This is a genomic window from Prevotella sp. 885 (assembly GCF_002265625.1).
Taxonomy (GTDB): domain Bacteria; phylum Bacteroidota; class Bacteroidia; order Bacteroidales; family Bacteroidaceae; genus Prevotella.
Genome location: NZ_NOVE01000004.1, coordinates 35,965 through 50,570, shown reverse-complemented (window position 1 = coordinate 50,570; position 14,606 = coordinate 35,965). Strand labels below are relative to the sequence as shown.

The window sequence follows — 14,606 nt, the reverse complement described above, 5'->3', positions numbered from 1 at the left end:
TACTCCCACCGGGAATCGAACCCGGATCAAAGGTTTAGGAAACCTCCGTTCTATCCATTGAACTATAGGAGCATCTTCCTATCCTAATCAAAGAAAGATCGTTTGTTTGATTTATACGGCATAAGATTCTGCAAAATTATTGATTTTTTTCGGAACACCGAAATAAAAGAGGCGCTTTTATATGCAATAGATATATCAAATGCCGCTTTTTTCGTTGTTATCGGATTGTGATACAGCTGTTTCGAAATTGCTCGGACTGCTGAGTTGTATGGTTTCTCCGCTGACGGGATGGCGAAACTCTATGCTGGCAGCGTGCAAATACATGCGCTGACGGGTGGTGCTGCGACCGTAGAGAGGGTCGCCGAGGATGGGCGTAGCAAGACCTTCGGGGTGGGCGCAGTGGACGCGCAGCTGATGGGTGCGACCCGTATGCGGAGTGAGCAAGACGTGGGTGACGCCAGAGGGGAACACTCTCAGAACATGAAAGTCGGTGACGGCAGGCTTGCCGGTCTGATAATCCACCTGCTGACGGGGTCGGTCTGAGAGGTCGGGAGAGAGCGGAAGGGTGATGCGACCGTCACGTCCGTCGTCGCTCATGGTGCGGAACGGGGTGTCGGGGAGGCGTTCCGGGATGCCGTCGAGCAATGCCTCGTAACGCTTCTTCACCTCGCGGGAGGCAAACTGGCGCTGCATCTCGGTGTAGACAGCGTCGTTAAGGGCAAGGACAAGCAAACCGCTTGTGTCCATATCGAGGCGGTGAACAGCTTTTACCGTGACTGGTTTTTCCGTTATACTCTTTCCTTCTGCATGGCGACGTGCCAGCATTCGCTTTACATATTCCTCAACGTTAGCAGCCGAATGGTCCTCTGTCACCATCACTTCCTTGCCCGGAACAGAGAGCATGCCGGAGGGCTTGTCCACCACAATGATGGCTTCGTCCTCGAAGACGATGCGCGGTTCGCCTACGTTTCTCACGCATTGGAGCGGATTAGGTTCGACGTCCAGTCCGATAAGCATGTGCGTAAGGACGGGCAGACACTTCGAACGGCAGGCAGGATAGTAATGCAGATGGTGGCGAATCTCCTGACGCGGCGAGTCGCCCCACCAGAATTCAGCCATACATAGAGGTTGAAGTCCGTGACTGTAAGCATATTGCAGGAGTTTTGGAGCGCAGCAGTCGCCGGTTCCAGCGGGTGGCATCGTTCCGGTTTTCTCAAGGAAAATGTCGGTAATGTCGCGTATTTCGCCACAAGCGTTGAGCATGCGATATTGAGAGAAGAGCCATTTCTGCAGTTCGTCACTCATCTCGCTGCGACGATGGCGCAACGCTTCTATTCGCGAACGATGGTTTTCCACCTCCTCCGTCAGCGCCGCAAGCTTCAGTTCCGATTCTTTCTTGAAGCGTCGCAGCTCCGCTTTCATGTATTGGCTTTCCTTTATCATGGCAGCTTCCTCGTCCTTTGAGATCGGTCCGCTTGCCCTTCGCTCGTCACGTCGCGCCTTCGCTGTGGCAATATCCGCCTTGCGTTCTGCCATCTTATTGGCGTAAAGGGCTTTAGCGTCCGCCAGTCTTTGCTGCGCTTCCTTGTATTCCGGGGCTTTCTTGAGGGCCTCAACCTCATGGTTAAGAGCCGAAATCTCAGCCTCGGTGAGCTTGAAATGTCCGTCCGGACGCTGCGCATCGAAGACCGGAGGCACGAAGAAAGTCCAGTCATTGCGACCCGATAACAGACCGGAATAGGCGGCAAGGAAAGCGTAGGGCGCCACTTCCGCAGCCCCATCGCTCACCAATGGCTGACCGTCCGCAGCCTCATTCCTCACCACGAGCACTCCGAACATCTTTCCCCCACCCTCTCCGTCGCATACACCTGACGTACGGATGTAATGCTGCACAGCCTCAGCCGCCAACTCACACAGCGGATGAGGAGTATAGCAGAAGGGGAATGTGAACTGTTTCGGGGGCTGTATATCGGTATGAAGTGGATGTATGACGTTGCTCATAGTAAGTATGATGTATAATAAGAGGTGGGGAATAGACAAGGCAAAGTTAGTAAAAATCTTCGCCATATGCATAAATGCACAATATAATATATGATAATTCGATTATTTTGTCTACATTTGCATTGGCTCGAATGCCACTGGCATCGCACCTAACAGCCGAAAGCATACTTAAAGAATAACATAAAAACAGAAAACAAAATGAGTACACTGAAAAAAATGTTCGCCTCAAAGCTTCTTGAGGTAAAGGCCATCAAGCTTCAGCCCAACGATCCTTTCACATGGGCATCAGGATGGAAGTCGCCGATTTATACTGACAACCGCAAGACATTGGCTTATCCCGAGCTTCGTTCTTTCGTAAAGCAGGAGCTTGTACACCTCATCCATGAGGAGTTCCCCGAGGCTACAGCCGTTGCTGGTGTTGCCACTGGAGCCATCGCCCAGGGCGCTCTCGTTGCTGACGAGCTGCTTCTCCCCTACTGCTACGTTCGTCCGAAGCCGAAGGATCACGGCATGGGCAACCAGATTGAGGGCACCATTCCCGAGGGAGCAAAGGTTGTAGTGGTGGAGGACCTTATCTCTACCGGCGGCTCATCACTCAAGGCTGTTGACGCTCTGCGCAAGGCTGGCTTCGAGGTAGTGGGTATGGTGGCAAGCTATACTTACGGTTTCCCCGTTGCTGAGGAGGCATTCAAGGCTGCCAACGTTCGCCTCGTAACTCTCTCTGACTATGAGCACACCACAGCTATCGCCGCTGAGACCGGCTACATCAATAAGGAAGACCTCGAGGTTCTGGCTGAATGGCGCAAGGATCCGGCTAACTGGAAGAAATAACAAGAGCATACGAAAATAACGAAATGAGTACATTCGAAAGTACAATCCGCCAGATCAACTATCCCCAGCAGAGCGTCTACTCGAAGCTCAGCGACCTTAACAACCTTGAGAAGCTTAAGGAGCGCATGGAGCTGATGAAGGACAGCATGCCGGAGGAAGCTCGTCAGCAAGCGGAGAAAATCAAGGACCTCACATTCGACGCTGACTCGATGTCTGTGAATGTGCCACCGGTGGGTGCCATACGTCTGCGTATAGTAGACCGCGACGAGCCGAAGTGCATCAAGTTTGAGACGGAACAGAGTCCGATTCCCTTCAATTTCTGGATTCAGATTCTCCCCGTCACAACCATGACATCAAAGATGAAGCTCACGATAAAGGCTGACCTCAATCCCTTTATCAAGCAGATGGTGAAGAAGCCACTGCAGGAAGGAATAGAGAAAATAGCTGACGTGCTGCAGATGATTCAGTACGAATAACAGTTATAGTTGAGAGTTGGGAATTCTCAACTCTCAACTATAAATTATCAAATAGACAACTCTCAATTAACGAAACATGACACCGAGCAGAATCATTTCATTGTTCCTTAAGACGCGCACGTCATTTATCGTCACGTCGCTTAAGGCTTTCTTGCTGGCAGCACCGCTTCTCGTAGCCTGCTCAGCCGACTCATTCGACTTCTCCTCGCTACGCGCCTACTTCGTCTTCGACAATTCCGTACATCAGGACCCGACGCTTCAAAGCGCACTCAACCCGATGTCGGCGGGTGTGTTCTGCCGCATCCATGAGGGTTCGGAAGGCGGAGCGCTGTTCATTTACTTTGAGAGTAACCAGAGCAACAAGACCACAAAGGCAAAGGAGAACGCTGACGACCTGCGACGTACACGCGCCATCGGCGTATATAACAAGACGGGTGTTATAGTGGGTTACGGCAATCTTTCGTCTCCTGCCACGCTGTACGCCTACGACAGCCAGTGCCCGGAATGTTACGCCAAGACCAATATGGTGTCATACAAGCTCAGCATCAACTCCAAGGGATTTGCCACTTGCGCCAACTGCAAGCGCGAATACGACCTCAATAACAACGGCATCTGCAAGACGGGAGGCAAAAAACTAATCAAATACCGAGCCACTTCTACAGGCGCACTCGGCGTCCTCAGCATCAACAATTAAGCGAAGGCAGCAGGACGTAAAAGCTCAATTTTATAGCTAAAATCAGTTTAAAAAGGCACATTCCCTCATAAAATGTGTACGGAATGATGATTATTCCCTCATAAAATGTGTACGGAATGACGATTATTCCCCCTTAAAATGTGTATAAAAGTGCCAACATTCCCTCATAAAATGTGAGAGGATATCAGCAACCTACTTATTATCAACACATTAACATAATGGGCGCAGTCTGCATTGACTGCGCCCATTATTAGCGTTTATATTTTCTTACTTCTTCTTTGGTCTGCGGCGTGCCCATCCTTCCTCAGAGAAGTCGGGCTCTTCGCCTACGAGCTTGATGTCGGGATTGTCGATGAACTGGCGCCAGTCGTCCTGACGTCCGCTCTCAAAGCGTGCGGCTCCACGCTGCGAACGGCCTCGTCCTTCACCGTCGTTGCGACGCTTTGAGCGCTTCTCATACTGACTGCCATCGTCGCGACGTGACGAGCGGCGGTCACCTCTTGCTCCACGATCCGAACCTGAGCGGCGCTGCTGACGTCCGCCGTTGTTGTCAGAAGGCGTGTCGTCGGCGTCGTTACAGCGAACCGTGCGACCACGATAAGAGGCTCCGTTGAGAGCACGCATTACCTTCTGGGCGTCCTCCTCCGGCACTTCGATGTACGAGATGCGGGCGAGCAGGTCGATGTGGCCTACGTCCTGACGGCCGTGAACGTTGCGGTTGATAAACTGCATCACCTCGCCCGGATAGAATCCGTCGTCCTTTCCGAGATTGATGAAGAGGCGGCGGTAGCCCTTCTCAGGCATGCGCTTCTCGCGCTTCTTGCCGTCACGACCCTCACCACGCTCCTTGCGGTCATGCGATGTAGACGGCTTGACAATCTCAGGGGCGTTGGCGTAATACTTGAGGAAGCGGCCGAACTCCAGCGAAACAATCTTCTTGAGGATGTCCTCCTTGTCGAAGTATTCGAAGTGACGGTTGATATCCTCCATGAACGGAGCAATCTGATCCTCGTCCACGTCCACCTTCTCTATCTCGTCAATGGCCTTGAAGAGCTGCTTGGAGCAGATCTCCTGCGGTGTGGGCAGCGTTCCGTCCACAAATTCCTTGCCTATAACCTTCTCGATGGCTCTTACCTTGCCCTTCTCCTTGGTATGTATGATAGAGATGGACGTGCCCTTCTTGCCTGCACGACCGGTACGTCCTGAGCGGTGAGTATAGCTCTCTATGTCGCCGGGCATGCCGTAGTTGATGACATGCGTAAGGTCGTCCACGTCCAGTCCTCGCGCTGCCACGTCCGTAGCGACGAGCAACTGCGTGAGATGCTGGCGGAACTTCTGCATGGTGATGTCGCGCTGCTGCTGCGAGAGGTCGCCGTGCAGCGGCTCTGCGTTATATCCGTCGCGGATGAGCTTGTCTGCCACCTCCTGCGTTTCAGCCTTGGTGCGGCAGAATATGATGCCGTAGATACGGGGATAATAGTCGACGATGCGCTTCAATGCCAGGTATTTGTCCTTGGCATTCACCATATAATATATGTGGTTGACGTTCTCTGCGCCCTCATTGCGCGAGCCAACCACTATTTCCTTGTAGTCATGCAGGTAGCCACGCGCAATCTTCTCTATCTCCTTACTCATCGTAGCGGAGAAGAGCAGCGTATTGCGGTCCTGCGGAACATTCTCGAAAATCTCGTTGATACTGTCGGAGAATCCCATGTTGAGCATCTCGTCAGCCTCGTCAAGCACCACGTTGCGCACGGCTTCCAGCTTGGCAGCGCCGCGTCCTACGAGGTCGATGAGTCGTCCCGGTGTGGCTACGATAATCTGTGCGCCACGCTTCAGGGCATGCATCTGGTCGATAATGGATGTTCCTCCGTATACAGCCACTACATTGATGCCCTTTATATACTTTGCGAACGACTTGAGGTCGTCGGCAATCTGCAGACACAATTCACGTGTCGGCGAGATTACGATGGCTTGTGTGGCGCGGTTTGTGGGGTCTGTACGTTGCAGGAGCGGAATGCCGAAAGCGGCGGTCTTTCCAGTTCCTGTCTGTGCAAGGGCGATGACCTCGTTGCCATCGCCGAGCAAATAGGGTATTACTTCTTCCTGGACGGGCATCGGATGCTCAAATCCAAGTTCTTCAATGGCGCGGCGGATGTCGCCGTTTACGCCAAGTTCTTCAAATGTCTTCAATTGCTTTACTATGTTTACTTGTTTACAATCTCAAGCACATCCTCTATCGTACGGTCAAACGGACCTGTGTGCTCGAGCTTCAGTGTGCACATGGCAGCGGCGAATCGTCCCGACTCGTCATATCCTTTGCCCTGTGAACGACACCAGAGATAACCTGCTGAATATGTATCGCCACATCCCGTGGCGTCCACTATGTCGTGCGGTTCGTAAGCGGGAATCTCGTAGAACTTTCCTTCGGCGAGAATCAGAGAGCCGTAGCTTCCCAACGTCACCACCACTTCCTTCACGCCCCACTCTGCCAGTCTCTCGGCAGCCTTGCGCGGGTCGGTGAGTCCGGTTATCACCTCCATCTCGTGCTCGTTCACCTTTATGATGTCGGTATGAGCGAGAATCTGGAGCTTGTCAGCCCAGTCGATGGCAAAGACCTGCTCACCACGCACCTCACGAAGAAATCCCTGAGCGTCAATGGAGATGCGTCCTTTGGAAGAGAGATACTTTATCACCTCCGGCGAGAAGTCGTCGCTGAGCAACGAACCGAGATGGAACACCTTGGCATCAAGGGTGCTCATCTCCTCAATGGTGAAGGGGTCGGCACGCTCAAGCACTCGCTGTGTGCGTTCGTTCTGGTTCTCACCATACTTGTTCTCGAAGTAGACAGTGTGGCGGCTGGGGAAGGTCAGCACGTCAATGCCTACACGGCGCATTGCCTCTGCCGACTCCATCTCGCTTTCGCCGAGCTTTGTGACGAGCTGGAAAGAGGCGTCCTTCGGGAGATGATTGAACGCATAAGAGAAATAAAACGATGTGCCTCCTGCCATGTAGACAGTCTTGCGCGGAGTGATGATCTTATCTTTAGTGATATGACCGATACAACATATATCTTTCATTGTGGATTGACTTGTTTTAGTCATTAAAAATGGGGTTATCTAAGAATGTGCAAAGTTAGTGAAATTATTGCGCAAAACTTGCTTATTTCCATAATTTTTAAGAAATTTGCATCCTCATACATACATAGAGAATCATATCAATAACCAATATATTCCACCATGCGAAAAGTAATAGGTATCGGCGAGACAATGCTCGACATCATCTTCAAGAACGGCAAGCCCATCGAGGCTGTGCCGGGAGGCTCCACCTTTAACGGCATCGTATCGCTCGGAAGGGCGGGCGTCAAGACCGTGTTCGTCAGCGAGACGGGCAATGACAGAGTGGGCGAATACGTCCGTGATTTTCTCCGAGACAACAACGTCGACACATCTGCCATTAACGTATTTCAGGAAACTAAGTCGCCGGTGTCGCTCGCATTCCTCGACAAGGACAACAATGCTGACTATATATTCTATCGCGACCAGAAGCATGACCACATGGACTTTGCCTATCCTGACATCCAGAAGGACGACATCGTGGTGTTCGGATCGTTCTATGCCGTCAATCCGGCGCTGCGTCCGCAGGTTTCGGGACTGCTCGAATACGCCCGCCAGCGCGGTGCCATCATCTATTATGACGTCAACTTCCGCAAGGCTCACCAGGCTGACGTGATGAAGGTTACGCCTAATCTCATCGACAACCTTGAGTATGCTGACATCGTAAGAGGCTCGAAGGAGGACTTCGAGGTGCTCTATAAGAAGGACTCGGCTGAGCGCGTATATCGTGCCGAGACATCGTTCTACTGCAAGCGATTCATCTATACCGACGGACCAAATCCGGTGAGCGTATTCTCCAACAACGGCTTCCACAAGGAGTATGCCATGCCCAAGACCGAGACGGTGAGCACCATCGGAGCCGGCGACAACTTCAATGCTGGATTCATCTACGGCATGATAAAGTACGGCGTGACGCGCGACGACGTGGAGCAGGGCCTTTCCGAGGAGGTTTGGGACAAGCTCATCGCCACAGCCACGGCTTTCTCTGCCGACTGCTGCAAGGACATCTTCAACTATATCTCGAAGGAATTCGGTCAGCAGCTGCAGAATAAATAAATGACACTACTATTTAAACAACCCAAAACATATCAACAATGAAGACAGAAATCACTTCGTCCATCCATTACGTTGGCGTCAATGACCGCCACAAGACTCTCTTCGAGGGTCTCTGGCCTCTGCCTTACGGCGTGAGCTACAACTCGTACATAATCCTTGACGACAAGATTGCGCTTGTCGACACCGTGGAGGTGGACTTCTTCCCGCAATTCCTTGACAACATCCGCCGCGTCATCGGCGACCGTCAGATCGACTATATTATCGTGAACCACGTGGAGCCTGACCACAGCGGCAGCATCGCTCTCATCAAGAAGTATTATCCTGAGGCCGTAATCGTGGGCAACAAGAAGACCTTCGACATGCTCGGCGGCTATTACGGCGTGGGCAAGGCTGGCGACATCCTCGAGGTGAAGCAGGGCGATACGCTCTCGCTGGGACATCACGAGCTGGCGTTCACTATGGTGCCGATGGTGCATTGGCCCGAGACAATGGTGACGCTTGACACCACAGCTGCCACCCTCTTCTCTGGCGATGCTTTCGGATGCTTCGGCGCTCTCTCAGGTGCTGTGATTGACGAGGACATGTGCTGCGACGTCTTCTGGGACGAGATGCGCCGCTATTACTCTAACATCGTTGGCAAGTACGGCGTGCAGGTGCAGCAGGCGCTGAAGAAGCTCGCCGGCGTGAAGCTCGACTATATCTGCTCTACACACGGTCCGGTATGGCATAAGCACATCGAGCGCGTGGTAAGCATGTATGACAGCATGAGCCGTTACGAGGCAGAGCCGGGTCTGGTGGTCTGCTACGGCTCGATGTACGGCAACACGGAGCGTGCGGCAGAGATGATTGCAGCAGCCGCAAGCGAGGCTGGCGTCAAGAACATCGTCATGCACGACGTTTCGCGCGAGAACCACTCGTTCATCATCCGCGACATCTTCCGTTACAAGGCCATAGCCCTCGGCGCACCGACATACAACAACGAGATTTATCCGCCGATGGCATCATTGCTCTCCGAGCTTGCCGGACGCAACCTCAAGGACCGCTTCCTCTCTGTCTTCGGATCGTTCACATGGGCAGGTCAGACCGTGAAGAAGATTCTCGCATACAACGAAGAGAAGCTGAAGCTGGAGCTTGTGGGCAACACCGTGGAGATAAAGCAGAGCCTCAGCGAGGAGACTCGCCAGCAATGCGAACAGCTCGGAAAGGAGATAGCGAAGAAACTGGCAGAATAATATAGAAGTTTTAAGTCTGAAAACTTGTTTGGCATAATATAAATGCTTATTTTTGCGATAAGAAAAGCTTTAGAATATGTCAACAGACGAGAAAACCATCTTAAAGATAAGAGATATAGCAAAGACTGCTATCCCTACCGGAAGCAAGGCTATATTGTATGGATCAAGGGCGAGAGGAGATGCGCACAACGATTCAGACTGGGATATCCTTATCCTTTTGGACAAAGAAAAACTTGATCAGTCCGACTATGACAGAGTAAGCTATCCTTTCGTATTGTTAGGTTGCGATCTTGGTGCAGAAATCAATCCCATCCTCTATACAAAAAAAGAATGGGAGTCATACAATTTCACTCCGTTCTACGAGAATGTCAATAGAGACGGCATAACATTAGTGTAATATGGAAAAAGACAATCAAAAAATTTTGGTTAGTCTGCAAACAGAGAAAGCCATTTTGTCAAGACAATTATCAGCCTGATTGTCATCTAATAGCCCTACTATTGCTGAATAGTATCAACTGAAATGAAGGCTCGTACCAACTGGTGCGAGCCTTCATTTTTTGACGCGGGCAAAACCCTGCCTAATTCGTACAAGCATTCAGCTTGACACAATATTTGCATTTCTAATGCTCAATACTCCTCGTTCAGCGCACTAAGAAATCCTTGGTGCGAAATTTTCGAGTTTTGAGCGTGCAGCGATAGCATGCTGATATATAGCCGATTATGCGGTTAAGAAAAGAAGTGTGCAATGAATGGTGGAGCCAAACAAGCATCAATGGGATGCAATAGTGCCACTTTTACACTGCAATAGTGGCACTTTTATCATACAATAGCGCCACTTTTACACTCTAATAGTGGCACTATTGTATGATAAAAGTGGCTCTATTGTTAAGCATGGGTGCCGTTTGCACAGCAAAACACCGTAAAAACAGCAAACGGGAACTCTATAATCAATTTTTATTTTGTAACAAGTTTTTACTATTGGGACAATATTTGCATAGCGGACGGCAGCCATCGTCCTCCATCCCCCATTCCTTCATCTTCTCAAAGTCAAACTCATCCATTCCTGCCTGGCGCAATGTCACGGCGCGGTTATGGTCGTCGAGATAGAGGCGGTGGCGCGGGGCTTTATAGCCAGCGTCGGTCAGGGAGCGCGGCGTCAGAGCGACGGTGCGCGGCGATGAGATGCCAGCCATCGACATCAAGGTGGGGAAAAGGCTTACGCTGGTCTCCACGTCCTTGTCACGATTGGCGTGGAGGGCGGCGGTTATGGCGCTGTGGTCACGACTGTACTGCTCCGATGTCCATACGAGAAGCGGCACGTTGAGGTCGTAAGCTGAGGGCACGGGCGAGGCATGGAGGAAGCGTAGGCGCTGGTCGTCGAAGATGTTCTCGCCGTGGTCGGAGGTGTAAATCATAGCTGCGGCGCAACCACGATCACGCAACATACCGATGATGGAAGCCAGGATGCGGTCGGTCTGCAATATGGTGTTGTCATAAGCGTTTATGAGAGAAGGACGATTCTTCGCCTTTGCCTCCGTCGGAGTGTCGGGAAGGAAGCGGGCTTCGCTCTGCGGATAACGGTCGCGATAGTTGAAGTGCGAACCGTATGTGTGGAGCACGATGAGTTCCTTGGTGCGCTTCTTTGCCAGTATACGCTTCACGTAAGGCAGGAGTTGCTCGTCGCTCGTGGCTTTCACCACATCCTCTGAACCTTCCTTTGCCTCCGTCTCGTCCTCACGAATGAAGATACAGTCGTCCGCTTCGCTGCCGAAGAAGTCGATGTAAGAATGGTTGGGCAACTGATTAGAGACGAACGTGGTGTGGAATCCAGCCTCACGAAACGCCGTAATGATGCTCTTCTCGTCGTACAACCTATCGTGGTCGGCAGCGGAAGCGGCAGAGAGAAGCATAGGAACACTCTTGTGAGTGGTGTTCGACTGTGACATGGTATGCGAGAAAACCGTCAGTCCGTCCGTGCGTGAAAGCAACGGATTGGTGGGTCTGTGATAGCCGTAGAGCTGGAAGTTGGCGGCACGTGCGGTCTCGCCGATGACGAGGACATACACTTCGGCTGAGTCGGCTGGATGGTCTGACTTGGCGTCGAAGCGGAAGTCAGCCACACGTTCCTTATAGTTGGCAGACAGACTGCTCTGCTCCACGGCAAGTCCGAGATTATAAAACACGTTGACGGGGAACATGTGGTCTTCTGCACGATATGTGAAAGGACGGTCTTCACCCTTCGGATACATCACGTAAGAGAGTCCTGCCACCACGGCTCCAGCCGCCATACACCACAGCGCAGCACGGCGCATGGAACGGCAGAACGCCGTCTCTGCCTTGAGATGACGCGCCCATGAGAAGGAGGCAAGGATGAGGAGAGGCACGTAAAGCACCACAACACCAGCCACGGCAGGCACCAGATTGTCAAGCAGTTCGAGCATCTCGCCGGGATTGGACGTCACAAGATTAAGGAACATGTCCACGGCTATCACTCCACGTCCGTAAAGATAAATAAGCACCAGCTGGAAGGCGGCGAAGAAGATAAGCAGAAAGACGCGCCACACCTGACAGCCCGTCTTACGCGACAGCGCCATCAGCCCGCCGTAAACACCCAACGGCAGCAGCACGTTGGCAAGGCAAGCCATGAACGGCATGCGCTCCGTGAAGCACAGCGCCACGTTGGGCACGGCAAGGGAGAGCACCGCATAGAAATAAAGAAAGCGGGGCGAAAGCAGACGACGGAGAAAGGTCGTGAGCCTGTTATTATGAGAGTTGGTCATACTATTTGAAAGTTGAAAGCCCTAAAAAGCCTCGTTGATATTGAATATGAATCCTTTCTGTCCGTGCTTTCCGAATCCGTAGTCGAGTCGGACATTCACGTTCTTCTTGAATTCCCAACGATAGCCCACACCGAAGTTGGGCAGGACATGCTTCATTCTGAGGTCGGCAAACTTGGGGAACACCGTACCTGCTCCAGCCCACGCCACGACGCCGTTGCGTCGCCATACGTGCTGACGGAGTTCGATGGTTGCCTCTATCTTGTTCTTGTCGCGATAACGTCCCTCGTAATAGCCTCGCATTGAATAGCTGTTGCCGAGGAGAGCCATCATTCCCCACGAAGGATTGCCGATGTTGATGGTGGCGCGGCAGTCGGCAGCGAGCGTAACTCCCTTCCACACGGGTATGTATCCGCTTGCACGGAGGTCGGTGGTGGAGAAGGCATAATGATTGCCGAGGAAATGCGGACGCGCCAACTCCATAAGCGAGAGATAAACTCCCGAATGTGGAGCCGTGAGATTGTCACGCGTATCGTAGAGGAGCGTCACGCCCACACCCAGATTGAACGTCTTCGTGCGCTGGCCTTCTAACAGCTCGGGGCGCTCTATGTTTCTGCCTTCGATGTAGTCGATGGAGAGCGTCGGACCTATAAACAGCCGGTCGGCGGTCTGGAACAGCCAGCTCGCCTTCATCTGCGCCTGCCATCGTTTCATGTCGCTGCAGTTGTCATCGTTGTCGCCGTTGGCATACCCCATTCCCCAGAAGTCGGTGGGGAAGGAATAGAAGTAAGTGGTGTAGTCGATGCGCTGCTTGTCGCCGGGGAAGATATGCGTGCCACGGATGCCGAGCATATAGAATCCGACGGTAGACACGTCGCCGAAGAGCGACACGTTGCTTGGCGGCTGGAGCGTGTCCTGCGGGTTGGAACGATAGAGTCCGGCGGCCACCAGACCTATGCCAAGCTTGGTGTCCGTGCTGTAATGCGGTCCGCCGATAATACTGAAGTCGAACCGACGGTTCTTCTTCTCCTTGTTGGCGTCGTTGAAATAGTCGAGAAATCGAGTCATCAGACTGCGCTTCTTCTGCGGCAGCTGGTCAGCTGCGGACTGCGCATGCACGACTGTATCGGCTGCGGCAAGCGTCATGGGCGTTGCCGTAGCCATAGTGTCGACGTGTATGTCTTTCTGCTGCGCCGACATTCCCGTTGGGAAAAGCAGGGAGAGAAGCAGGGGTATGATTGGCTTCATTGTCTAAAGAATAGTTTAGTTAATACACCAGTCCTACGTTGTCCACCCAGAAGGTGTTGCCCACGGTGCCGACATAGGCTCCGCCGTGGCTGGAAGAGAACTGCAATACGAGGTGTGAGGGCGTCTCGCCAGCGTCAGCCCAGCCCGTTTCTCTCACAAGAACGCTCTTGCCCTTGGAGTTTCGGGCGTAGTCTACGGAACGCAGACCCATGGTGGAGGCGTCGTAGAAAGGCTTGTGCGTGATGTTGCCGTAATGTATTTCGTACGTGGCACCGTCTATCCACTTGCCCGTGGTCTTGCTATACTTCACGACAAGCGTTCCGACTCGCTTGGCTGTGATGTTGCCATGGGCGTCCTCGTGGCGCTTCTGGAGGAAGAGCACGGTTATGCAGCAGTCCTTTCCTGCCACCGTAGTTGGCTTGGAGAAGCCTGTCTGCTTCACGCGGTTGGCGTTTCCGGGCACCTGAACACGATAGTCATAGCGCAGCGCCTTAGGACGATGCGTGAAGGGAATGCCGAAGTTGAGCGCCTTGGGACCGTCCTTCGTTCCTGTGATAGGCTCTTTCATGTCGCCGAGGAATATGCTTCCAGCCGCCAACACCTTGATGTTCATCATGCCGAGGACGCGGCAAGTCTCGATGTGCGTCATCATCTTGGCGCAATGTCCCGAGCCGTGATGGTCGCGATAAACGGAGTTGTTGGTCTTCACAACGCCCATAACCTTAGCCATGACGTTGCTGGTTCCCCACGGCGAACCGCCGAGATTGGTGTACGGATTGTTGCCGGTAAGGGCGCGTGAGGGGCCAATCTCGTAGAGCGTCTTCTTGTTTCCGCCTATCACAGCCGACTCATGTATCTGACGTGTTACCCATGTGTCGAAGTTGCCGTACTTGAAAAGCACGAAGTTGCCGTCTGCACTTGCCGTCAGCGGCATGAGCAATAAGGCGATGGCTGCAATGGCAGCCTTTCTTATTAGTGTCATCATCTTAATACTATTTTTTAATAATAATTACATGTTGTCGATGGCGCAAAGTTATATAAAAAATGCGGTTGCGAAACTTTTTAGAACACTAAAGTTTCCTGTATTTAGACATTAATAAGACAATATATCTTAAATATGACTTATTGACCAAAAATGGGTAAATACGTAACATCAAACAACAATCAAGTTGAGA

Annotated in this window: 12 protein-coding genes and 1 tRNA gene; 6 read left to right on the top strand and 7 right to left on the bottom strand. The window is 52.2% G+C overall.

Translation table 11 applies throughout. The features are described from left to right. Both CHL74_RS02855 and CHL74_RS02850 read right to left on the bottom strand, forming a co-directional pair. A tRNA-Arg gene (locus tag CHL74_RS02855) sits at nucleotides 1-72 on the bottom strand. A gap of 123 nt (nucleotides 73-195) precedes the next feature. Continuing rightward, nucleotides 196-2,001, bottom strand: coding sequence for an RluA family pseudouridine synthase (locus CHL74_RS02850; protein WP_094879615.1), 1,806 nt, complete (start codon nucleotides 1,999-2,001; stop codon nucleotides 196-198). Between the two features lie 198 nt (nucleotides 2,002-2,199). Between CHL74_RS02850 and pyrE the strand changes: the two genes are divergently transcribed. The 3 genes from pyrE (at nucleotide 2,200) to CHL74_RS02835 (ending at nucleotide 4,002) form a co-directional block, all read left to right on the top strand. Beyond that, nucleotides 2,200-2,832 carry an orotate phosphoribosyltransferase gene (gene pyrE, locus CHL74_RS02845; RefSeq protein WP_094879614.1) on the top strand — a complete coding sequence of 211 codons (633 nt, stop codon included), beginning with the start codon at nucleotides 2,200-2,202 and terminating at the stop codon, nucleotides 2,830-2,832. A gap of 23 nt (nucleotides 2,833-2,855) precedes the next feature. Continuing rightward, entirely contained in the window at nucleotides 2,856-3,308 is a 453-nt protein-coding gene (locus CHL74_RS02840; RefSeq protein WP_094879613.1) for a polyketide cyclase, read from the top strand. Between the two features lie 76 nt (nucleotides 3,309-3,384). Next, entirely contained in the window at nucleotides 3,385-4,002 is a 618-nt protein-coding gene (locus CHL74_RS02835) for a hypothetical protein (RefSeq protein ID WP_141241215.1), read from the top strand. A 267-nt stretch (nucleotides 4,003-4,269) separates the two neighbouring features. Here CHL74_RS02835 and CHL74_RS02830 read toward each other — a convergent pair whose 3' ends face one another. Beyond that, nucleotides 4,270-6,195: a DEAD/DEAH box helicase gene (locus CHL74_RS02830; protein ID WP_094879611.1), complete on the bottom strand. Its 1,926-nt coding sequence runs from the start codon at nucleotides 6,193-6,195 to the stop codon at nucleotides 4,270-4,272. Nucleotides 6,196-6,209: 14 nt separating this feature from the next. After that, complete coding sequence (locus CHL74_RS02825; RefSeq protein WP_094879610.1) at nucleotides 6,210-7,082, bottom strand: PfkB family carbohydrate kinase; 873 nt, start codon at nucleotides 7,080-7,082, stop codon at nucleotides 6,210-6,212. A gap of 159 nt (nucleotides 7,083-7,241) precedes the next feature. Between CHL74_RS02825 and CHL74_RS02820 the strand changes: the two genes are divergently transcribed. The 3 genes from CHL74_RS02820 (at nucleotide 7,242) to CHL74_RS02810 (ending at nucleotide 9,803) form a co-directional block, all read left to right on the top strand. Then, entirely contained in the window at nucleotides 7,242-8,174 is a 933-nt protein-coding gene (locus CHL74_RS02820) for a carbohydrate kinase family protein (RefSeq protein ID WP_094879609.1), read from the top strand. Nucleotides 8,175-8,212: 38 nt separating this feature from the next. Next, on the top strand, nucleotides 8,213-9,406 hold the full coding sequence (locus tag CHL74_RS02815; RefSeq protein WP_094879608.1) for an FprA family A-type flavoprotein: 1,194 nt from the start codon (nucleotides 8,213-8,215) through the stop codon (nucleotides 9,404-9,406). 76 nt (nucleotides 9,407-9,482) lie between these two features. After that, nucleotides 9,483-9,803, top strand: coding sequence for a nucleotidyltransferase domain-containing protein (locus tag CHL74_RS02810; protein ID WP_094879607.1), 321 nt, complete (start codon nucleotides 9,483-9,485; stop codon nucleotides 9,801-9,803). A gap of 550 nt (nucleotides 9,804-10,353) precedes the next feature. On the opposite strand, the gene CHL74_RS02805 is transcribed toward CHL74_RS02810, so the two are convergent. From CHL74_RS02805 to CHL74_RS02795, 3 genes are all read right to left on the bottom strand, one after another. After that, nucleotides 10,354-12,186 carry a phosphoethanolamine transferase gene (locus CHL74_RS02805; protein WP_094879606.1) on the bottom strand — a complete coding sequence of 611 codons (1,833 nt, stop codon included), beginning with the start codon at nucleotides 12,184-12,186 and terminating at the stop codon, nucleotides 10,354-10,356. Between the two features lie 21 nt (nucleotides 12,187-12,207). Next, entirely contained in the window at nucleotides 12,208-13,251 is a 1,044-nt protein-coding gene (locus CHL74_RS02800) for a BamA/TamA family outer membrane protein (protein ID WP_254923204.1), read from the bottom strand. 199 nt (nucleotides 13,252-13,450) lie between these two features. Beyond that, nucleotides 13,451-14,416, bottom strand: a complete 966-nt coding sequence (locus CHL74_RS02795; RefSeq protein WP_441339032.1) for a PCMD domain-containing protein — start codon at nucleotides 14,414-14,416, stop codon at nucleotides 13,451-13,453. Nucleotides 14,417-14,606: the final 190 nt, after the last annotated feature.

What these genes read in the sequence shown, in the direction of transcription:
- CHL74_RS02850 (WP_094879615.1), bottom strand. Translation starts at nt 2,001, where the DNA reads ATGAGCAACGTCATACATCCACTTCATACCGATATACAGCCCCCGAAA.
- pyrE (WP_094879614.1), top strand. Translation starts at nt 2,200, where the DNA reads ATGAGTACACTGAAAAAAATGTTCGCCTCAAAGCTTCTTGAGGTAAAG.
- CHL74_RS02840 (WP_094879613.1), top strand. Translation starts at nt 2,856, where the DNA reads ATGAGTACATTCGAAAGTACAATCCGCCAGATCAACTATCCCCAGCAG.
- CHL74_RS02835 (WP_141241215.1), top strand. Translation starts at nt 3,385, where the DNA reads ATGACACCGAGCAGAATCATTTCATTGTTCCTTAAGACGCGCACGTCA.
- CHL74_RS02825 (WP_094879610.1), bottom strand. Translation starts at nt 7,082, where the DNA reads ATGAAAGATATATGTTGTATCGGTCATATCACTAAAGATAAGATCATC.
- CHL74_RS02820 (WP_094879609.1), top strand. Translation starts at nt 7,242, where the DNA reads ATGCGAAAAGTAATAGGTATCGGCGAGACAATGCTCGACATCATCTTC.
- CHL74_RS02815 (WP_094879608.1), top strand. Translation starts at nt 8,213, where the DNA reads ATGAAGACAGAAATCACTTCGTCCATCCATTACGTTGGCGTCAATGAC.
- CHL74_RS02810 (WP_094879607.1), top strand. Translation starts at nt 9,483, where the DNA reads ATGTCAACAGACGAGAAAACCATCTTAAAGATAAGAGATATAGCAAAG.
- CHL74_RS02805 (WP_094879606.1), bottom strand. Translation starts at nt 12,186, where the DNA reads ATGACCAACTCTCATAATAACAGGCTCACGACCTTTCTCCGTCGTCTG.
- CHL74_RS02800 (WP_254923204.1), bottom strand. Translation starts at nt 13,251, where the DNA reads ATGACTCGATTTCTCGACTATTTCAACGACGCCAACAAGGAGAAGAAG.
- CHL74_RS02795 (WP_441339032.1), bottom strand. Translation starts at nt 14,416, where the DNA reads ATGATGACACTAATAAGAAAGGCTGCCATTGCAGCCATCGCCTTATTG.